15 protein-coding genes and 4 pseudogenes are annotated in these 20,081 nt (G+C 55.4%); 15 read left to right on the top strand and 4 right to left on the bottom strand.

All coding sequences use genetic code 11. From position 1 onward, the window contains the following. Positions 1 to 4: 4 nt before the first annotated feature. The 15 genes and pseudogenes from LRS11_RS21795 to LRS11_RS21725 all read left to right on the top strand — a co-directional run bounded on the left by LRS11_RS21795 (position 5) and on the right by LRS11_RS21725 (position 16,937). Positions 5 to 1,819, top strand: a complete 1,815-nt coding sequence (locus LRS11_RS21795; protein WP_260494906.1) for a fatty acyl-AMP ligase — start codon at positions 5 to 7, stop codon at positions 1,817 to 1,819. Then, on the top strand, positions 1,816 to 2,085 hold the full coding sequence (locus LRS11_RS21790; protein ID WP_260494905.1) for an acyl carrier protein: 270 nt from the start codon (positions 1,816 to 1,818) through the stop codon (positions 2,083 to 2,085). The genes LRS11_RS21795 and LRS11_RS21790 overlap by 4 nt, the downstream gene beginning before the upstream one ends. Positions 2,086 to 2,613: 528 nt before the next feature. Beyond that, on the top strand, positions 2,614 to 3,489 hold the full coding sequence (locus LRS11_RS21785; protein ID WP_260494904.1) for an alpha/beta fold hydrolase: 876 nt from the start codon (positions 2,614 to 2,616) through the stop codon (positions 3,487 to 3,489). A 144-nt stretch (positions 3,490 to 3,633) separates the two neighbouring features. Further along, complete coding sequence (locus tag LRS11_RS21780; protein ID WP_260494903.1) at positions 3,634 to 4,683, top strand: GlxA family transcriptional regulator; 1,050 nt, start codon at positions 3,634 to 3,636, stop codon at positions 4,681 to 4,683. 107 nt (positions 4,684 to 4,790) lie between these two features. Then, positions 4,791 to 6,056, top strand: a complete 1,266-nt coding sequence (locus LRS11_RS21775; protein WP_260494901.1) for a WS/DGAT domain-containing protein — start codon at positions 4,791 to 4,793, stop codon at positions 6,054 to 6,056. A gap of 235 nt (positions 6,057 to 6,291) precedes the next feature. After that, positions 6,292 to 7,695, top strand: a complete 1,404-nt coding sequence (locus LRS11_RS21770; protein ID WP_260494900.1) for a cytochrome P450 — start codon at positions 6,292 to 6,294, stop codon at positions 7,693 to 7,695. 43 nt (positions 7,696 to 7,738) lie between these two features. Beyond that, positions 7,739 to 10,075 carry an efflux RND transporter permease subunit gene (locus LRS11_RS21765; protein WP_260494899.1) on the top strand — a complete coding sequence of 779 codons (2,337 nt, stop codon included), beginning with the start codon at positions 7,739 to 7,741 and terminating at the stop codon, positions 10,073 to 10,075. 68 nt (positions 10,076 to 10,143) lie between these two features. Further along, entirely contained in the window at positions 10,144 to 11,040 is an 897-nt protein-coding gene (locus LRS11_RS21760; protein WP_260494898.1) for an alpha/beta hydrolase, read from the top strand. 162 nt (positions 11,041 to 11,202) lie between these two features. Continuing rightward, positions 11,203 to 12,144 (top strand): GlxA family transcriptional regulator, encoded by a 942-nt coding sequence (locus tag LRS11_RS21755; protein WP_260494897.1) that lies wholly within the window; start codon positions 11,203 to 11,205, stop codon positions 12,142 to 12,144. 59 nt (positions 12,145 to 12,203) lie between these two features. Continuing rightward, entirely contained in the window at positions 12,204 to 13,271 is a 1,068-nt protein-coding gene (locus tag LRS11_RS21750) for a zinc-binding dehydrogenase (protein ID WP_260494896.1), read from the top strand. A 125-nt stretch (positions 13,272 to 13,396) separates the two neighbouring features. Next, a complete protein-coding gene (locus LRS11_RS21745) occupies positions 13,397 to 14,143 on the top strand; it encodes an outer membrane lipoprotein-sorting protein (protein WP_260494895.1) in 747 nt (248 codons plus the stop codon). A gap of 140 nt (positions 14,144 to 14,283) precedes the next feature. After that, positions 14,284 to 14,871 (top strand): annotated as a pseudogene (locus tag LRS11_RS21740) (IS5 family transposase); the annotation flags it as partial. Positions 14,872 to 14,887: 16 nt separating this feature from the next. Next, positions 14,888 to 15,322: an acyl-CoA thioesterase gene (locus LRS11_RS21735; RefSeq protein ID WP_260494894.1), complete on the top strand. Its 435-nt coding sequence runs from the start codon at positions 14,888 to 14,890 to the stop codon at positions 15,320 to 15,322. A 29-nt stretch (positions 15,323 to 15,351) separates the two neighbouring features. Beyond that, positions 15,352 to 16,536, top strand: coding sequence for an acetyl-CoA C-acyltransferase (locus LRS11_RS21730; RefSeq protein ID WP_260494893.1), 1,185 nt, complete (start codon positions 15,352 to 15,354; stop codon positions 16,534 to 16,536). Positions 16,537 to 16,715: 179 nt separating this feature from the next. Beyond that, entirely contained in the window at positions 16,716 to 16,937 is a 222-nt protein-coding gene (locus tag LRS11_RS21725; protein ID WP_260494892.1) for a hypothetical protein, read from the top strand. Between the two features lie 155 nt (positions 16,938 to 17,092). On the opposite strand, the pseudogene LRS11_RS21720 reads toward LRS11_RS21725, so the two are convergent. The 4 genes and pseudogenes from LRS11_RS21720 to LRS11_RS22630 form a co-directional block, all read right to left on the bottom strand. Then, positions 17,093 to 17,451 (bottom strand): annotated as a pseudogene (locus LRS11_RS21720) (hypothetical protein); the annotation flags it as partial. Between the two features lie 15 nt (positions 17,452 to 17,466). Next, a pseudogene (locus tag LRS11_RS21715) lies at positions 17,467 to 17,919 on the bottom strand (DUF932 domain-containing protein); the annotation flags it as partial. 136 nt (positions 17,920 to 18,055) lie between these two features. Further along, positions 18,056 to 18,384: pseudogene (locus LRS11_RS21710) on the bottom strand (hypothetical protein). Positions 18,385 to 19,599: 1,215 nt separating this feature from the next. Continuing rightward, positions 19,600 to 20,010: a GFA family protein gene (locus tag LRS11_RS22630; protein ID WP_409519767.1), complete on the bottom strand. Its 411-nt coding sequence runs from the start codon at positions 20,008 to 20,010 to the stop codon at positions 19,600 to 19,602. Positions 20,011 to 20,081 lie beyond the last annotated feature (71 nt).

Here is a 20,081-nt window from a genome sequence, read left to right as displayed (position 1 = left end):
AATCATGACGTTCAATTTAGAGACACCGTCTAAATATCACTGTCCTGAAATCGTTGAAGCTGCAACGTTCATGGACATGATCGATCAGCGCGTCCAGCTGCAGGGAGAGGAAACCGCGCTGGCCTTCATTGGTTCGGCGGCCAGGGATAATCGCTCGATCAGCTATGCCAGGCTGAAGCAGCAGGCGATAAGCATCGCTACGCAATTGCAGCAGCAACACCTAGCGGGCAATGTACTATTGCTGTATCCACCGAGCCTGGAGTTCATTGAGGCGTTTTTCGGCTGTGTCTACGCCGGTGTTACCGCCGTGCCTGTGTTCCCGCCTCTGGCGCAAAGGGAAAAGGACAAGGTTCACAAGATATTGCTGAATTCCGCGGCCAAGGCGGTACTGACCACCTCCGCGCTCTTGCCCATGATCCAGGCCTGGTTGCAGCAGCTGGGACTGGCCCAGCAGATCGTTTGCATCGCCTCCGACCGAGCGGACGCGCCGCTGGATGCTTGGAGAAGACCGGACTTGGCCGCGGACGATGTGGCTTTTTTGCAGTATACGTCGGGATCGACGGGCGACCCGAAGGGTGTCATGGTCACCCATCGCAACTTGTTGCATAACATGGAGGTGATCCAGGACGCGTTCAAGACGCGTCATGGTTCCCTGCTGGTCTGTGGCTGGCTGCCGATGTATCACGACATGGGACTGATCGGCAATGTGTTCCAGCCTTTGTACATTGGCCGTCCCTGCGTCCTGATGTCGCCCTTGACCTTTCTGCAGAACCCCTTCGCCTGGCTGAAGGCGATTTCGGATTATCAGGCGACCACCTCCGGGGCCCCCAACTTCGCCTACGAACTCTGTGTGCGCAAGATCACCGAGGAGCAGAAGAAGCAGCTGGATCTCTCGTCGTGGAAAGTTGCCTACAATGGCGCAGAACCGATCCGTTACTCGACACTGGTCAAATTCGCCGAGGCCTTCAAATCCTGTGGGTTCGATATCCATAGCTTCTCTCCCTGCTATGGACTGGCGGAGGGCACCTTGATGGTGACTGGCGTAACCAAGTTCGAGGAGCTCATCTGCATTAATGTCGATGCCGACGAGTTGGCTAACGCACGGGTGGTGCTGGTCGATGAGGCGTTTGTGGGCAGGCGACAGGAGCTGGTCAGTTCCGGGGTGGTCACCGAGCATCAGGATATCCGCATCGTCGATGGCGATTCCCTGCAAACTCTGGGCGAGGAGGTCGTCGGCGAGATCTGGGTCAAGGGGGATAGCGTGGCCAAGGGCTACTGGCAGGCCGAGGAGGCCACCCGAATGGATTTTCAGGCCTATACGCAAGGGGCGGGGCCGTTCCTGCGCACCGGCGATTTGGGCTTCGTCCACGCGGGGAATCTCTATGTCGTCGGCCGCAAGAAGGACGTGATCATCCTCAATGGAGCCAATCATTACCCGCAGGATCTGGAGCTATCCGCCGAAACCGCTAACGCCCGCCTCAGACGCGGTTGCACGGCGGCCTTCTCGTTCGATGACGGCCGAATGGAAAAGGTCGTTCTGGTGGCGGAAGTGGATGACATGAGCCTCACCGACGAGCAGGCCGGCGCTATTTTCGATCAACTGCTGTCCACTCTTTCGCGCCAGCACAGTGTGAGATTGAATGGGTTGATCCTAGTGCGCAAGGGCGGCATGCCCAAGACCTCCAGTGGCAAGATCCAGCGCCGTCGCTGCAAGCAATTGTGGCTGGATGGGGCGCTCGAAGTCGTCAACTCGCGCTTTGACGATGGCATGGCCGCATTTTTAAATCGCTCACCGACAGGAGGTACCGAGAAGTCATGAATAGCACGCTGAGCCTTGATCGCGTCGAAGAGGTTGCGCAATGGATCATCCGCTGGATCAGCGCGGAAACCGATATCGACGAAGGAAAAATCGATATCGAAAGGTCCTTCGCCGATTATGGGTTCGACTCCGTCGAAGCCGCTATGCTGGCGGGCGAACTGAGTGAACGTATGGATAATGTTGTCTTAGAGCCGTCGCTGTTCTGGGATGTCAAGAACATCAAGGAACTCGCCGAAATCGTCGTCAGGCTGCAAGCCGCCGCCTGATTCCGCCCTCCGCCATGCTCATTGTCCAGGGTATGGCGGTTCTATTCGTCCTGCGCTCTTAGAGAGGTGAGCCTCTCGTTCGCGCGCCACCCCAGGTGGGTGATGAGAGCTGCGTTCGACATTCGGCTCCTGGCGTCAATGAAAGCTGATGACTACTGTAAACTGGATCAAAGTTTTCATGATTGATTTCGCAAACGACCATGGAATTGCAAAATCAACCATTTGATGGCGCGCTTCGTTCTTTTAACTTCTTCCCATGCGCTGCTGGGTGATGAAGTGCGAACGCCAGGCAGACCATTTCACTTGTCCGCAGCAGGCTACATCGTCGTAGCCAATCTGAGAAACACCCTCTCGGCTACAACGTCGTAGCCAATCTGAGCAAGCGCCCTGTCAGGGCGTGAGAGCAGATGTTTAGCCCTTCCCTCTCTTAAGTTCACACGTCAATTGGACCGCGTTCGCAATTGCCTTCAGGGGCGTGCGCGAATGCGTACCTGGATGCCATCGTGCCGATAAGGAAATCATCGAGCTATGGAAACATCTCCAGTCGCACAGGCCTTCATAGATGCCCCGATTCATTTTGCCTCTACAGACGCCGGCAAAATCGCTTTTCGTCGCGTAGGTGACGGACCCCACCTGATATTTCTGCATGGTTGGCCTTTGAGCGGTCTGACCTATAGGAAACTGGTACCGCACTTACAAAGCCACTTCACTTGCTGGGTGCTGGATTCGCTGGGTTGTGGCGAATCGCGCTGGGAAAGTCGTGCCGACTTTTCCTTCACCAATCAGGCCGCGACGCTTGTGCAGGCGATCAGGCAGCTCGACCTACCGAACTTTTCAATCGTTGCACACGATACAGGGGGAAGCATCGCTCGCCTGATGGCGGGCGATCTCACCCCACACTTGCAACATCTCATCCTGATGAACACGGAGATCCCTGGTCATCGCCCACCGTGGATTCCCTTGTATCGGTGGCTGATGCATGTGCCCGGTGTGGAAACTAGTTTGAACATTCTCCTAAAAAGCAAATGGTATCGAAGATCGTCCATGGGCTTCAATGGATGCTTCTACGATAAGTGCTTAATTGATGGAAGCTTCTATCAGCACATGATCCGCCCCTTGCTTAATGACCACCGTAAATTGAATGGTCAGCGTCGATATTTGACCGGCCTAGACTGGAAGCAGATCGATGATCTTGCCGGTGCGCACGGCGCCATCGACGCTAAGGTCCATTTAATCTGGGGTTCCGATGATCCGACTTTCCCAGAGCCCTTGGCGCGCGACATGGCTCATCAATTCAAGAGGAGGGGCGGCTTTTATTCATTGGATAAGGCGAAACTGCTGGTGCATGAAGAAAGGCCGGAGAAGGTGGCAGACCTAATAAAGCACTGCCTTATGAAGGCCTAAGTCATGAATAAACAAATGTCGTTTGATTTCTGGCGTTCATGCAATAGCTATTTTGAATGGGGCTGTATTGTTAATGGTCCTGTATCTCCTGTTATTGTAATTTGAATAAAAACTTGCTGTAGTCTGTCTTGTGGTGATGTCTTTATGGACGATATTGTCGTGGCAAACATTGCATTGGTTGCTTATCCTCGATGCACGGCGTCGGTGATAAGTGGAGTGCTGGATATTTTTTCAACAGCAAATCATTGCGTTGTCGATCTCTACGGAGATAGCGCAGTGTTCAATTTCAATATACAAATCGTTAGCGAGGATGGCCGGCCGTTGGTGGCCTCCAATAATCAGCCCATTTTTCCAGATGCGTCTTTCAATAACGCTGGTCGATTGGACTACATTATCATTCCAGAAATTTTCCAGACCATCGACAAAGGTCAATTGGATGCGGACGCGTTCGCAAGTTGTGCGCAGTGGGTTCGCAAGCAGCACGATCAGGGATGTCGTTTGGCAAGCCTCAGTACGGGTACTTTTATTCTTGCCGAGACGGGGCTTCTCAATGGAATGACGGCCACCACTCACTCGCGAATGTTTCCTTGTCTTCAGGATAGATACCCTGCGATCAACGTCGTCAATACCGAACTGAACATGTCGGACAACTTCATCATTAGTGCGGGTGAGTCGCTGTCTTACATAGATCTTTCGTTTTACATTATCGAAAAATTGGGCAATTCCGATATCGCCTTCGAGTGCGAGCAGCGCATGGCGTTGAGTCGGCGATACGAGAATGGTCGTGAAGCGAGCAAGAGTTCAACGCATGGCGTGAAGGCATTTGCCGATAATCACAGCGATTTTAAGGTAAAACAGATACAGGATTGGCTAGCTAGGCATCACCGCACCAAGTTCAATTTAGAGAAAGTGGCGGAACTTTTCGGCATGGGGCCACGGAATTTCAAGCGTCGCTTCAAACTGGCCACGGGAGTAACTCCCATTGCTTATGTGCAAGAACTACGCATTGAATCGGCAAAAAACTGGTTGAAGATGACTAATTTTCCAGTCACTAAAATAACTGAAAAAATCGGTTATGACGACTTCAGTTCCTTTAGTCGTCTATTCAAACGCAGCACGGGGGTGACCATGTTGGATTATCGAAAGACGACAAGTTCCACCGCCTGCGGCTCGGCGTCAGCGTCTGGATGGTGAGCATTTACGCGCCGCGGTCACTCGACAATATGAGTCATAACCTGAGCAAGTCTATTTTCATCTGATGGAGTTAAGACGTCGTGAATTTGAACGCTAGCATTGGCCGTATGGGGCAGCACGTGGCGCGATTGTTCCGCTTGGGCCCTGAGAGCATTTCAGCGATCGATAATGCCTGGCTGCGTATGGGCAATCCAGGCATGGTCATCAATACCTTGTTCCATTTTGACGAGGTCGTTGAGCCGCAGCGGCTCATCGATCATCTTTATCGAAAAATGACATCGATCGAGCGTTTTCGCTGTGTTCCGCGACAGCGGACATGGCAGGAGCAGTCCGTCATCAAGACGTCACGGCACTTCACGGTGCATGCCCAAGAGGTGCGCTCACAGCAGGCTTTCGATCAGTTGATGGGCAGCCTGGTGAGCCAGCCGTTGGACGAGAGTCAGCCCCTTTGGCAGTTTCATGTGCTCAAGGATGTCGACGGCTGCTCGGTTCTGTTGATGAGAACGCATCATGGCTATGCCGATGGCGCCGCCCTGGTGGGCGTATTGCAGGTACTGAACGATGAGCCCTTGCCGGCAACCCTGGCCCTGTCCGGCGCCGGGTCGAAGCACGCGCGATTAAGCGAGCTGAAATGGCTCAAGTACATGTTCGACCTATTGAAAATACTCACGCTCCTGCCCGATAGCCGTACCTTGTACAAGGGGCGGGCAACGCCTGACAAGCAGACGGTTGTGTCCGACAGCGTCCCCTTGGCGCGTCTGAAAGCGGTCGGCAAGCACTTCGACTGCACCATCAATGATGTGGCCAGCGCCTGCATCAGCGGGGGGCTGCGACGCTACATGCAGCAGCACGGCGGCAATCCCGACAAGTCGACCCTCAGGGTCACGGTGCCCGCTAATCTGCGTACCCGCACGGAGCAGGACCGGATCGGCAATGTCTTTGGACATTACTTCCTGAACCTGCCGATCGACGAGGCGTCGCCCGTCAAACGGCTGCGCAGCACCAAGCAGCGCATGCAGGCCCTAAAGGACCGCCTGCATCCCCTAGTCGTCTATGACTTTCTGGGGGTGCTGGGTTGGTTGCCGCGGGCGGTGCAGCAAACCATGCTCGCGATATCAGCCAACAGCACCACCGCGGTGATGAGCAATGTCGTCGGGCCCGCCCAACAGTTGCGCTATGCCGGCTATGGCGTGGCGGAACTGTCCTTCCTGGTGCCGCACGGCGAGATGGGCATGGGGATCAGCACCATCTCCTATCACCAGCAGGTGAAGTTCGGCGTGGCGATCAACAAGGACAAAATCGCAAGGCCCAGGGAGCTGGTGGACCTCATCCTGCAGGAGCTCATGGCCCTCGAGGAACAAATCGTTAACTAGGTCACAGGATAAGGCGGAAGGCACGCGGGCAGTCTCGGTGTTTCGCATTTGGCCATAAGAAAGTCAAATACGACCATGTTGTTCGCCCGGACCATCTCATAGACTGAATTTAATAAACGCGCTCTAGTCATGCCTGCATGGTGTTCCTCGCATTAGGGGCGCCTGTCACGCCTTCGGTTGAGGTTTCTGCGACAGCAGAGAATGGAACATTTGCGCGTACGCGTGGAGAAAGTACATGGAAAGCAATAGTGCAAACATCGTGGATGTCAGGCAGCGGGCACAGGATATGCGCCACGCTATCGGCTCTACGCTGAAAGCAACGAAGAGTATCAGCCATATCCCCGGAGAGCGTGGCTGGCCGATGATTGGCAGCTCGATCGAGTTTCTCAATTCGCCGCGCAATTATTTTTTGCGTTTGGACAAGCGTTATGGTCCTGTGCACCGGGGTAATGTGATTTTCGAGAACTTCATCAGTTTCCATGGAGCTGAAGCCGCCGAGATCATCTTTAAGGACACGGGGAAGAATTTCTCTAGCAAGCTGGGTTGGTCCAATATCGCTGGTCGCTATTTATTCAACGGCTTAATGCTGAGGGACTTCGACGAGCATCGACTACATCGCAAGATTATGAATGAGGCCTTTAAAAAGGAGGCCATGCTCGGTTACGCGGAGTTAATGAATCCAATCATTCAGAATTGGATCAATGCCTTTCAGGACAATCAGATCGTTCGCTTCTACGATGTCATCAAGCAGCTTACCTTGGATGTCGCGCTCGTCGCTTTTGTTGGGGTTGAGTTGAACCATGAATCCCAAAAACTGAACGATGCCTTTATCGACATGACCAAGGCAACGGTCGCTTTAGTGCGTTTCCCCTTCTATAAGAACGCCACCTGGAAAGGGGATAAGGCACACCGATATCTCTCTGCGTATATCAAATCCCTTATTCCGGCGAAGCGTCGTGCTGAAGGCAAGGATATGCTCAGTATATTCTCGCGGGCGAGAACCGAGGAGGGGGAGTATTTCAGCGACCAGCAGATCGTCGATCATATGATGTTTCTTTTGGTGGCGGCCCACGATACCTCTACTTCGGCGATAGTCAACATGGGGTACTATCTCTCGCGAGAGCCATTATGGCAGGACAAAATTCGTCAGCAGGCACAGAGTATCGGTGCCGATGTTTGTGAATACGACCAGCTGGATCGACATGAACTCATCGATTATTCCTTGAAGGAGTCACTGCGTTTGTTCCCTCCCGTGCGCATGATTCCACGGCGGACGGTGCGAGAATGCGAAATCATGGGTCATAGGGTCCCGGCCAATACCCAAATCTGGGTGAGTCCGGAATTCAATCATCGCATGCCGGAATACTGGAGCAATCCCGATTCCTTCGATCCTATGCGTTTCTCGCCCGAGCGGGCCGAGGATAAGCAACACAAATATCTTTATATTCCTTATGGGCATGGCGTGCACATCTGTCTCGGCCAACATTTCTCGGTAATGCAGGCCAAACTGATCGGCCATCAGCTTTATCAGAAGTTCGCCACGCAGTTATTCGATGGCTATGAGGCGAAGCATCGCATATTGCCCTTCTCGAAGCCCATGGAAGGACTTCCGATCATTCTGAAGCGTGTCTGTAATTAAATCTGGATCGTATTCAATATAAATTACTCAAGGAGTAGGTTCGGTGAATGAGAAAATCGCACTAGCGGTCGCCAGATGGCGTTGGCAGATCGTCATAATGACTTTCGCTCTGTTTTTCCTCGCTGCCTACGGCGCGAAGAAGATTGGTGTGACGTCGTCCTATGAGATCTTTTTCGGCCAGGACAATGCGGAGTTGCTGGCCTACGAAAAGCTCAAGAGCAGCTACACCGATACGGATAACTTGGTGTTCGTCGTCGTTCCTAAGGATGGCACGGTGTTCTCCCAGCGAGCGCTGGCCATGATGCATGAGCTGACGGAAGCTGCAGGGCAGCTGCCGTATTCCAATCGCGTCGATTCGATCACCAACTTCCAGCACACCGAAGCGAATGGTGACGACCTCAAGGTCGAGAATTTGGTGAAGGATCCCGCCGCCCTCACCCCGCAATCGATCGAAGCAATCAAGCAGGTCGCCCTGCACGAGCCGAGCCTGGTCAACAATCTGGTATCCACTAGCGGGCATACGGCGGCCATTTACGTCACCTTCAACCTCAAGAACGAACATCCCGATGAAGTGAAGGAAGTGGCGGCGGCGGCCCAGGAGATAATGAAACCCATCCAGGCGCGCTATAGCGATATCGAGATTAAGCCGATCGGCCTGACGATGCTGAGCTACACCTACGGTCAAGCGGCGAAGATCGACATGGGTACACTGACGCCCTTGATGCTTCTGCTGATTCTTGTGGTGGTGGCGTTTTCCCTTAAGTCCTTCATGTCCCTCGCCACCACCTTGCTGGTGGTTCTCATGAGCATGTTGAGCACCCTTGGCTGTGTCGGCTGGCTGGGATACAAGATCAATTCCGTCAGCGCAGTGGTGCCGACGGTGGTTGCGGCCTTGATCGTGGTCTACTGCGTGCACATGCTGGTCAGCTTCATGCAGGACTACCGCAAGGGAATGCCGAAACGCAACGCGGTGATCGAGGCGGTGAAGGGCAACGTGAGCCCGTTTGTATTTACCAGCCTGACCACGATCATTGGCTTTCTGGTGATGAACTTCAACGACGTGCCACCTTATCGCGAGCTAGGGAACATAATGGCCATCGCGGTGACCATCGGATTCTACCTGTCGCTGTTCTTCTTGCCGGCGCTGATTTTGATCCTGCCGGTCAGGCAGGTGAAGGACATCGGCAAGCACGACCGCATGACGAATCTCATGAGGGGGCTGGCGAATTTCGTCATCGCGAAACGCAATGGCATTCTCATCGTCACCGCCGTTGTCCTTGTCGGCAGCATCCTACTCATTCCGAAGAACACCCTGAATGAGAAGTTTGTCGAGCAGTTTGATGAGCGCTTCCAGTTTCGCAAGGACAGCGATTATTTCACCGATAACATCGGCGGCATCTACTCCATCGAATATTCGATCAAGCGAAGAAACGCCAGCGAAAACGATATCTACAGCCCGGATTTCAATGCCAAGGTCGATGAATTCTCGCAGTGGCTGCGCAGCCTGCCGGAAATCCGCCATGTTCTGACCTTCTCCGACACTCTCAAGCGCATCAACAAGAACATGCACGGCGATGACAGCGAGTGGTATCGCCTGCCGGATAACAAGGAACTGACCGCGCAGTATGTCCTGCTGTACGAGAACTCCTTGCCCTATGGTCAGGATCTGAACAATCAGCTCACGCTGAGAAAGGACGCCACGCGGGTGGTCGTTCGGTTCGACAACATGATGTCTTCGGATGTCATCAAGCTGGAGCAGAAGATCGCTACCTGGTGGGATAGTCATGGCCCCGAGTACGACGTCACCGGTGCCAGCACGACTCTGATGTTCACCCACATCACCCAGCGTTCCGTCGACAGCATGATCTGGGGCACGTTGATTGGTTTCGCCCTGATCGCCATCTTGCTGATCGCCGCATTGGGCTCGCTGCGCTTAGGTTTGCTCAGCCTGATTCCCAATATCGTGCCAATGGTCGTCGCGCTGGCACTCTGGGCGGTACTGAATGGCGAGGTGGGTATGTCCTTTACCATTACTGTCGTAGTGGTTCTCGGCATCGTGGTCGATGACACGATTCATTTCCTCCATAAGTATCAGTACGCGATCCGCGAGCTGGGGTATTCCCAGGAAGGAGCGGTGCGCTACGCATTCAGCACTGTGGGCGTGGCGCTGTGGGTCTCATCGCTCGCCCTGATAATCGGTTTCCTGGTGCTGGGCCTGTCCGGCTTCGCACGCAACGCCGACCTGGGCCTGTTGTCTGCCATAGCGCTGTTCTTAGGCTTGATCACCGAGCTGCTGTTGTTACCGCCGTTGCTTTTGATGCTGAAGCCCGAGACCAGTTCGGCCCGTGCTAGCGAGCAAGCTCTGGAAGCCAATCGCTGAGCGCGAAAATGGAGAACCGAGCCGGTCTGCGATCGGCTCTACAACCCCAAGAATAGAAGGTAGGTGTCATGACCGTGAAGTCCAATGCAATGCAAGCCTCCACCGATAGCCAGAAACCCAAGAAGTCGGCGCAAGTGCCGCTGGCTTTGCAGGTGATGCGTACCGCTTTCAAAGCCTATGGGATGGTGTCCGCCAAAGGTGCCGGCAAGTGGGCTAACAGCATGTGGTTTTCTCCGCGACGCTCGAAAGAGTCGTCGCAGGCAGCGATGTTTCTGGCCGATGCCGATGAGGTGATCGAACTGAAGTCCGGACACCTGACTGTACCGGTCTATTCCTGGGGGATGGGTGAAAAGAGCGTGCTGTTGGTGCATGGCTGGGAAGGTCGGAGCGCCCAGTTGTCCGAGTTCGTTGCGCCACTCACCTCTTTGGGCTTGCGTGTGCTGTGCTTCGACGGCCCAGCTCATGGCCGTATGCCGGGCAAGCAAACCCACATTGGAGAATTCGCGGATATCATCAGCTTGGTCGATAGCAAGATTTGCAAGCTGCACGGCATCGTCGCCCATTCGTTGGGCTGTACTGGCGCGGTGCGAGCAGCGGCACTAGGCGTCAACGCCAAGAAGATTGTGTGCATCAGCCCCATGGCCAATCTCAACAACGCGGTGAAGAATTTTTCCGCCCTGCTGGATCTGCCGACCAAGGTGGAGAAAGAACATCGCCGGCTGTTGGAGGCGCGGTTTGGCCAAGATGTATGGATGGAATATTCCATCGATTCACTGGCAAAGCGGGTGAAGGCGGAAGGGCTACTCATCCACGACCAAGGTGACCGTGAAATCGCCCATGGCCAATCCCTCGCCATCGGCAAGCACTGGCACAACAGCACGCTGATTACCACGCAGTCCTTGGGACATCGCAAGATCCTGCGCGATGGCGAAGTCGTGCAACAGGTGAAGGCGTTTTTCGCCTAGTCCGCAGGGCGGTGGTAGATGCCGCCGGCGGATTCTCGAATGCCGCCGACGGGATGGGTATAACGGAATAGTGCTACCTATCCGATCGCAAGTAAGAGATGAAAAATGCCAAATTTAGCGATTCTTGCCACTCACGAGTGTATGGCTTCCAGTATCAGCGGCATGTTGGACATTTTTTCCACCGCCAACTACTGCATAGATCAGTTATATAGGGATGAGGTCGACCATTTCTTTTCCGTCAAGGTGATTACTGAAAAGGGCGAGCCGGTGGTGGCCTACAATGGTCAGCGCATCACGCCCGATGGTGCCTGTTCCGAACTGGACGACACCGATATCGTCATCGTTGCGCCGGTGATGCCGGCAATCTACGACCTTAAGCAAGTGAAACAGCGGTTGACGAAACTGCAGGCTCAGGCGGTTTGGTTGAAGTCTCAAGCGCAGAAGGGTTGTTATATTGGCAGTGTCTGTACGGGTAGCCTTCTGTTGGCCGAGGCCGGTCTGCTGCAGGGTCGCTCCGCGACAACGCACTGGAAAATAGCCCCGATCTTCCATCAACTTTATCCCGGCGTGGAATTGAAGAAGAACCTGCTGGTGGTCAAGGATGGCCCCGTTATCAGCGCAGGTGGATCGACAGCCTATTTCGACCTCTGCCTGAGCCTTATCAAGCAGATGAGTAATAACGAAGTGATGAATGCCTGCACTCGACTGATGATATTCAATCGGCAGGAGGAGACTCAGTCGCCCTACGAAGTTTTTACCCCAGTCAGGGACCATAATGACCAGCAGATCCAGCGTGTTCAGGATTGGCTGGAGTTCAATTACCACAGCCGTTTCACTATTGATGAACTCGCCTCTCGGTTTGGCATGCAAATGCGCAACTTTCAGCGCCGTTTTCGCTTAGCAACGGGGGAGGCGCCCAATTCCTATCTGCAGAAGGTTCGTGTGGAAGCGGCTAAAAATCGTTTGCAGATGACTAGCGAAACACTGTCCAACATTATCGAGAAAGTGGGCTACGACGATATCAGCTCCTTCAGTCGCTTATTCAAAAAGATCACCGGGTTGACCGTTAGTGACTATCGGATGAAGTTCAGTCAAGCAGTGTGATATCCGTTCGGGCCGCTTAGGAAGACCAGAGGCAGTTTGTTACCGGTAAAGGACGCAACATGAGGCTATTCGACGTATCCGCGAACGTGCTCCCTGCAGCCATGAAAGTGGTGCAGTTGAAGGAGTTTTTTGACCCTAGTGCTCGCTTCCCCCGCGACCAGACCGATCTTATGAAAAACCTGGTGGTGACGGAGATGCCAGTGCCCCGGCCCAAGGCGGGTGAAGTACTGATCAAGATCGAAGCGGCGCCCATTCAGCCCGCCGATTTTTGGTACATGCAGGGGCGTTACGGCAAGGTTGATCGGCCGCCGATGGTGCCGGGTATTGAAGGCGCTGGTACGGTGGTGGCCGCCGGATCCGGCGTGATGCCGCGGATGCTACTGGGCCAGAAGGTATCGTGCGGATCGGCTCAGGGCTATACCGGCACCTGGGCGCAGTACATGGTCACTAAAGCCGACATGTGCATTCCGCTGCTGCCTTGGCTCGATATCGAGCAGGGCGCCATGCTGATGGCCAATCCGCTTTCGGCCTGGAAGCTGCTCGATATGGCTCGTACTCGCAAGGCGCGTGCTCTGGCCAACAACGGCGCCGCTAGTGCCCTAGGGCGTTGCTTGCTTCATCTGGCGAGAAAAGCTGGCATGACCCTGATCAATATCGTGGACCGGCCGGAGCAGGCACGACTGCTCCGAGAACTCGGTGCGGAGTGGGTGATAGACCGCAGCCAGAGCGATTATCAGGATGCGATGAACAGCCTGTTCCAGCGTCATCGGGTCACCCTGGCGCTAGATACTCTCGCCGGATCCGCCTCCAACGAAATGCTGGCGGCCATGCCGGAGGGCGGCGAGCTGCTGATTTACGGTGGGCTGTCGGAGGAAGCGCCACCGATTGATCTGTCCTCGATCATTTTCAGAAACAAAAAGGTATCGGGGTTTTGGGTGACACCATGGGCCATGGCGCAAAACAAGCTGCGGATGGCCAAGATAGCCCTGTGCCTGCAGAACGATTTGCATCGGGGCATGGCGATTACGGTAAAGGAAAGGATATCGCTCGAACAGGTTCCGGCCTCGATTGATGGTTATTTGAAGTGCATGACGGAAGGTAAATACATGATCAATCCATTCCGGTGATGTATTGCCATCCTGGGTGTCACGAAGGTTTTTCTTGAACTTCGGATAAGTTAACAATAGAAACGGAAATGATATCGCCATGAAAAAAATCCATTTGCACCTTCATATTCGGGATGGCCGCTTCCATGACGGCATGGGCCGGCAGCACCGAGGACCAAGGACTGGAGATTGCCCGCCAGGCGGATCGGCACGACAGTGGCTGGGTCGGTCTGACGGCGGACATGACCATGACACTGCGTAACAAGCAAGGGGAGGAAAGCATCCGGGTGCTGCGCATCAAGTCTCTGGAAGTGGAAAATGACGGTAACAAGAACCTCGTGGCCTTCGACCAGCCCAAGGATGTGCGTGGCACCGCCCTGCTGACCCACTCGCACACCGTGGAAGCAGACGATCAATGGCTTTACTTGCCGGCCTTGAAGCGGGTCAAACGGATCGCCTCTCAAAACAAAAGTGGTCCGTTTATGGGCAGCGAGTTCGCCTTCGAGGATTTCAGCTCCCAGGAAGTAGAAAAGTACCGTTATGCCTATGTGACAGAAGAAGCCTGCCCCACTGTCGCCGACGAGACATGCTTTGTGATCGAGCGTTATCCCGTGGATAGCTATTCCGGCTACACCAAACAGGTGGTTTGGCTCGATCAGCGGGAGTATCGCATTTACAAGGTCGACTACTACGACCGCAAGAACTCTCTGTTGAAGACTTTGAGCAATACCGGCTACATGCAATATAACGAGCACTATTGGCGGCCGACCCAAAGCCTGATGGAAAACCATCAAACGGATAAAAGCACTCTGTTGGAATGGCGCAACATCCGCTTTACCACTCAAATTTCCCAGAGCGAGTTCACCCAGTCAAGTCTTGAGCGAGCACGCTGAAGCTCGGCGTTACGGCCCATTACCGAGGCGCCGCCGTCCGCGTGGTCGGGGCGCCTGGCGCGGGCGATAATTCCAAGAAACTCTGAAGAAGACTCCCTGATTTTGGCCAAATACCCGGACGCCACCCGCCGAGTTTTCCGATGAAGCAGGTGACCTTCGTCGGCGCCGAGTACGCTGGTAAGCGCAAGCAGACCCGCAAAGAACTGTTCCTGATCGAGATGGATCGGCTGGTGCCGTAGAAGGGCTTGATTCTATTGATCGAACCGCATTACCCCAAGGGTGACGGCGGTCAGCTGTCCTACCCGCTGATGGCAATGCTGCGGGTACATCTGATGCAGAACTGGTCTGGTTATAGCGCCCCGGCGATTGAAGATGCTCTATACGAGACCACCATTCTGCGGCTGTTCGCAGGGTTGAGTCTGGAGCGCATCCCCGACGAAACCATCATCCTCAACTTCCCTCGTCTGCTGGAAAAACACGAGCTGGCTACCGGCATCCTGGCCGCAATTGATGGCTAATTGATGCCCCTGCGCCAAGGCACCATTCTTGATGCCACGCTGATCAATGCACCGAGTTCGACCAAGAGCAAGGACGGTAAGCGCGATCCTGAGATGCACCAAACCAAGATAGGCCAGCAGTGTTACTTCGGAATGAAGACCCACACCGGCGTGGACGCAGAGTCGGGCCTAGACCACTACACCGCCCAGGCCTTAGGGTTATGCGCAAACAAGACCAGAACAGAGTATGAGCCAACCCGAACACCTGCGCAGCGACTACATCCACTTCCAGGCGATCACCACGCGCGGGTATGACAACGACCTCTATGGCCAAGTCAACAACGTCGTCTACTACGATTACTTCGACAGCGCGGTGAACACCTATCTGATGGAGATCGGCGGCCTGGATATACACGACGGCGCGGTGGCCGGCTTCGTGGTCAACTCGGTGTGCGACTACTTCACCTCCATCGCCTTCCCCGAGCGCATCGAGGTCGGCTTGCGGGTCGGCGCGCTGGGCAACAGCTGGGTGCAGTACGAGCTGGCTATCTTCAAGGCCGGCGAGGAGCAGGCCTGCGCTGCCGGGCGCTTCGCCCACGTGTTCGTTGAGCGGGCCAGTAATCGCTCGGTGAGCATTCCCGAAACCCTGCGCCAGGCACTCGCCCGCCTGCTGCGCGACTGATTAAAACAACCCCAACAGAGGATTCCACCATGCAAGACGCCGTCATCGTCTCCACCGCCCGCACGCCGATCGCCAAGGCCTTCCGCGGCGCCTTCAACGACCTCAAGTCGCCGTCCATGGCCGCCGTCGCCATCCGCGCCGCGGTCGAGCGCTCCGGCATCGAGCCGGGCGAGATCGAAGACCTGGTGATGGGTACCGCCATGCAGGGCGGCACCGCCTCGACCAACCTCGGCCGCCTGTCGCTGCTGGCCGCCGGCCTGCCGCTGTCGGTCAGCGGGCAGACCATCGACCGCCAGTGCGCCTCCGGCCTGATGGCCATCTCCATCGCCGCCAAGCAGATCATGGTCGACGGCATGGCCGTCACCGTCGGCGCCGGCCAGGAGCAGATCAGCCTGGTGCAGAACACCCACATGAAGTGGACCGCCGCCGACTACGACCCGGCCGTGGTGAAGATGGCCGAGAACGCCTACATGCCGATGCTGCAGACCGCCGAGATCGTCGCCAAGCGCTACAACATCAGCCGCGAAGCCCAGGACGCCTACTCCCTGCAATCGCAGCAGCGTACCGCCGCGGCCCAGGCTGCCGGCCTGTTCGCCAACGAGATCGTCCCGGTCACTGCGCGCAAGAAGCTGGTCGACAAGGAAACCGGCGCGGTCAGCTTCGAAGAAGTCACCCTCAGCCTCGACGAAGGCAACCGCCCGCAGACCGTGCTGGACGACCTGACCAAGCTCAAGCCGGTGATCGAAGGCGGCTGCATCACCGCCGGCAACGCCAGCCAGCTGTCCGACGGCGCCAGCGCCAGCGTGCTGATGAGCGGCGCCCTGGCCGCCCAGCGCGGCATCCAGCCGCTGGGCCTGTACCGCGGCATCGCCGTGGCCGGCCTGGCACCGGAAGAGATGGGCATCGGCCCGGTGTTCGCCGTACCCAAGCTGCTCAAGCAGCACGGCCTGAGCGTCGACGACATCGGCCTGTGGGAGCTCAACGAAGCCTTCGCCTGCCAGGTGCTGTACAGCGCGCAAAAGCTCGGCATCGATCCGGCCAAGCTCAACGTCAACGGCGGTGCCATCTCCATCGGCCACCCCTACGGCATGAGCGGCGCACGCATGGTTGGCCACGCCCTGCTGGAAGGTAAGCGCCGTGGCGTGAAGTACGTGGTAATCACCATGTGCGTCGGCGGTGGCATGGGCGCTGCGGGGTTGTTCGAGGTGCTCTGAGCAGCTCCTGTAGTGATGAAAAATGGCGGCCGCGGTCGCCATTTTGTTTAAAATCTGTCGATGCTGGGCTGAAGATCGGCGTTAGGTTCTTCTACGGATCCGCCAGCTCATCGAACTTGGCCCTGCAACGCAGGCACAAGCAGTCGTACTCCATGAACTGGTAGCGCTGGACATCGTGGATGAACGCTTGGCTGTTCCGTCAACTGGTCACCGCACCAGCTACGCCATCGATCATTAAACTGAATGCGTACTCCATGGGGTTATGGCGTTCCTCAGCACCTTTTTTGCCCCTGCGCACGAGCTTGTTGTGCTGCCTGGACAAAGCCATTCAGCGTGCAGATAAGCAGGGCGATGGCCTTGGTGGCATCCTTGGAGATCATCGCCGAGGAGTTGCAGACTAAACAGCGACTGGACATAGACGACTCCTTAGGGCGGGTACACGACCAGCCCTGACTGGGTAGGGTTCAAGCGCTCCAGCTGAGCTCTTCCTCAAAGTGCAAACCGGTTAACAGCGCGACTAAGAGCAGCGACGGGTAGCGCAGAAAGCGCAGCAGTCTCATGACGGCTGGCTTGCTGGGAGTTGGGCGATCTGCGCCTCTAGGCGTTCAGCCAACGAGGTTCGTTCAACGGGTGTGGACTCGGTTTTGAGGGAGCCACTGTCTTCGGCTGGGTAGAACTCCTCGACTACAGCGCCGTCGTCCTCTTCGCTGTCCTCGAAGGCGCCATTATCAAAGCCCAGCCGAGCGGCCGCATCCAGAGCGAGTTGGTCGATGCCGGCAGCTTGGCGGGTTTCATTCAGTTGATTGGCTGCGAGCAGAGCCATCCGGAGGGTTTGCAGGCACCGACTTGAGCCAAGGGGCAGTTATCCGGTGAAGGGCAGGGTAGCGACTGTATGCCGTCCTTACTCGTTCGTTTGGCCTTGGTGTTGACCAGCGTGTTGTTGCACGCCACGCGCACTGTGGTGAGCGTTGCCGTGGTGGCCAGGGTGCCGTCGCAGGAGGTGGCCAGTAGCAGGTAGCCGTTGACCTGGTCGTTGCCCTTCAGCATGGAATTCTGCCCGGTGCGAGCTAGCGCCCAGAACTTTCGCCCACCTTTGAGTACCCCGGCAGTCTCAAACTCATAGCCGGACACTTCGGTGAGGTCACGGTAGAACTACAGCACTTCGCGCGGCTGCACCACCTGGTAGCGGTTGGAGACCACCTACAGCGGTGCCTTGGGGTCGGAGCGGTAGAGCACCTTCTGTTCCGGGAAGGAGTGGGTAGAGCCTAAGTGCCCCACGGCATCCGACTTGAAGTGCGCCGGGCTTTCCTGGATCTGCCAGTTCATACCGGCTTCGTGCTGCCAGATGTCGATGGGTTGTTTGGGGGAAAGGCGACTGCCCAGACCGTGCTAGGCAGTGTCGCCGACATAGGCCATACGTTCGATTTGGTGAGCCATGAGGGTTTTCCTTTGGATGAGTTGCGGCATAAAGCGCTGCGCATGGCGCAGCACTGATTGAGTTCTGAGTTGAGGAGGGGCGTTAGATCGGCAGGTTGACGCGATGCCAGCAGGCGAGGCAGAGGTTGTTGGTGAGGACGTAGTGATCCAGCTGGTTACCGAGTCGAGCGCCCAATAAGTAGCCGCCAGCCCCGCCTACCAGTCCACCCAAAACTGCTCCCGAGAGGGAGCCCAACGTAATACCAATTGGGCGACCACAGCTCCGAGGATGGCACCCGCTTGGCCGCCCATCAGGGCCAGCCTGACACCGCGGGCAACACCACCAGCTGTGCCGATGGCTGCGCCGACTTTCATGGCGTGATGACGAGAGGTCACACGAGGTGAGTTACAGCGGGGACACTGCAATGACATGGTTTGACGCTCCATTGGAATGTTGTCATTGCGATGATGTAGGACCGAGATCTTTTTGAATCGAGAGGCAGGCGTTGAGCTACTCACTAAAGTTGAACTGATCAACTGCTTCGCGTCGTAACTCGTCGGAAACGGCCAGAGGCCGTCGTTCGCGCACATAAGCTTCGATTCCAAACGGCCCTAACGTTTGGTTAAGGGGTCGGCTTTAGCTGGTCCCGAATGAGGGAAGCGAACGGATTGATCCAGTTGTTAGGCATCGCCGCTCTACTTATGTAATTGGCGATCAATCCAGCAGTCCCAATTTGTATGTCCGTCATCGAAGCCAATAGCCTTCATGATTGTAAGTGACACCAGCATTGAAAGGCTAAATAGATATTCGGAGCAATTCAAAGTTACCGTGTCATTTTTTTATTTTAACTGTTTTCTAAAAGCCACCTTGGTGGAACAGGGCGTTCCGGATGTGGAGATAGGTTGATACTGAACGAGCTAGATACTTTGGATTGTCTTGATGGATTGTAAAATCGTAACTTTGAAGAGTCTTGGTTATTGGTACGGCTGCATTTTTCTGATAGTCGTTCTGTGTTGTCCGTGCGAACGCCTCAAATCCGGAAGTCAAGAGAAAATATGAAAATTCTAGAAAGGGTTGTCGTTGCCTAAATGTCTCGACACACTTGAATAGTAGGGATTTGAAGCGCGTGTTCTGGCAGGATTTCTCGTCAGTCAAGTGATTCAAGGTAAGTTCTATAAATAATTGGCGTGAGTCTCGCCATGGATTGACTGCGTCTGAACCAAGTACAGCTCCTTCACCGTTGTTGCGTGGCTTCGTGGTGAACTTTGATTCAAAGTAGCTCCTTGGGTTGTCAGTGGCATCTTCTGCACTTTCAGTGCTCTGATACCAGAGTATCAAATCAAGATGCTCGATAAATGACAGCACGCCTTAAAGTTGAAATAGCGTTTCTTTTGTGAGTTTTTGCGCCGACACAGTTCCAGTGAGCTTGTGCGCATTAAGGGTGCGCGCTAATTTTTTCGCGGTGGCGTGGTCGAATTCGACTGGCTGAAATACAAGACCTGCTGCCGAAATGCATCTGGTAAGTTCGAAACCATATAGTGCGGAGGTCTGGAGCATATAGTGTCAGTGCCTAACGTTCGAGGTAACCGGCGCGCGGAGGCAAGGTGGCTTGCCGTAGCGCGTCCGATTGACCGAGGGGTTAGGCCTCAGTGCATGTTCCCTGCGAACATCTTGACACCCTCCGGTACTGCGACTTCATTGCACTTGCTTGCAACCCAGACATGGCACCGTGCCTGAAATTCATACGGCGGTTGAATCCTGTCCGCAACGACGCCTATGATCTGCGGAAACCCTTCGGTTCGGTCCAGAAGCATCTCGCCGCACGTTGCGCAGGTTTCTCGAATAGTTTTTGTTCCGGAGTCGGTAGTGAAGCTGTGAACGACTGTTTTGCCCTTCACCTCGGACTCGGCCAACTTGAAGAACGCGAAGTTCGTTGAAGGCGCTTGGGACACTTGCCTGCAGTGAAGGCAGTGACAGGTGAGCTGGAAGATCGGCTCCCGTTCCGATTCGAATCGGAAGCCGCCGCAAGTGCACGTTGCTACAAGGGATGTGGCCATGAGGTGAAGTGTCCTTGTGAGGCCTAACGTTTGGTTAAGGGGCCGGCTTTAGCCGGTCCCAGCGAGTGGAG

This window comes from Pseudomonas sp. J452, assembly GCF_024666525.1.
Taxonomy (GTDB): domain Bacteria; phylum Pseudomonadota; class Gammaproteobacteria; order Pseudomonadales; family Pseudomonadaceae; genus Aquipseudomonas.
Note: the sequence above shows the minus strand (reverse complement) of the source record. Positions and strands in the feature narration are given on the sequence as shown.

Bases quoted from the DNA above. Each gene is read 5' to 3' on its own strand.
- LRS11_RS21795 (WP_260494906.1), top strand. From the start codon at position 5: ATGACGTTCAATTTAGAGACACCGTCTAAATATCACTGTCCTGAAATC.
- LRS11_RS21750 (WP_260494896.1), top strand. From the start codon at position 12,204: ATGAGGCTATTCGACGTATCCGCGAACGTGCTCCCTGCAGCCATGAAA.
- LRS11_RS21780 (WP_260494903.1), top strand. From the start codon at position 3,634: ATGGACGATATTGTCGTGGCAAACATTGCATTGGTTGCTTATCCTCGA.
- LRS11_RS21725 (WP_260494892.1), top strand. From the start codon at position 16,716: ATGAACGCTTGGCTGTTCCGTCAACTGGTCACCGCACCAGCTACGCCA.
- LRS11_RS21775 (WP_260494901.1), top strand. From the start codon at position 4,791: ATGGGGCAGCACGTGGCGCGATTGTTCCGCTTGGGCCCTGAGAGCATT.
- LRS11_RS21730 (WP_260494893.1), top strand. From the start codon at position 15,352: ATGCAAGACGCCGTCATCGTCTCCACCGCCCGCACGCCGATCGCCAAG.
- LRS11_RS21785 (WP_260494904.1), top strand. From the start codon at position 2,614: ATGGAAACATCTCCAGTCGCACAGGCCTTCATAGATGCCCCGATTCAT.
- LRS11_RS21770 (WP_260494900.1), top strand. From the start codon at position 6,292: ATGGAAAGCAATAGTGCAAACATCGTGGATGTCAGGCAGCGGGCACAG.
- LRS11_RS21735 (WP_260494894.1), top strand. From the start codon at position 14,888: ATGAGCCAACCCGAACACCTGCGCAGCGACTACATCCACTTCCAGGCG.
- LRS11_RS21745 (WP_260494895.1), top strand. From the start codon at position 13,397: ATGACGGCATGGGCCGGCAGCACCGAGGACCAAGGACTGGAGATTGCC.
- LRS11_RS21790 (WP_260494905.1), top strand. From the start codon at position 1,816: ATGAATAGCACGCTGAGCCTTGATCGCGTCGAAGAGGTTGCGCAATGG.
- LRS11_RS21760 (WP_260494898.1), top strand. From the start codon at position 10,144: ATGACCGTGAAGTCCAATGCAATGCAAGCCTCCACCGATAGCCAGAAA.
- LRS11_RS22630 (WP_409519767.1), bottom strand. From the start codon at position 20,010: ATGGCCACATCCCTTGTAGCAACGTGCACTTGCGGCGGCTTCCGATTC.
- LRS11_RS21755 (WP_260494897.1), top strand. From the start codon at position 11,203: ATGTTGGACATTTTTTCCACCGCCAACTACTGCATAGATCAGTTATAT.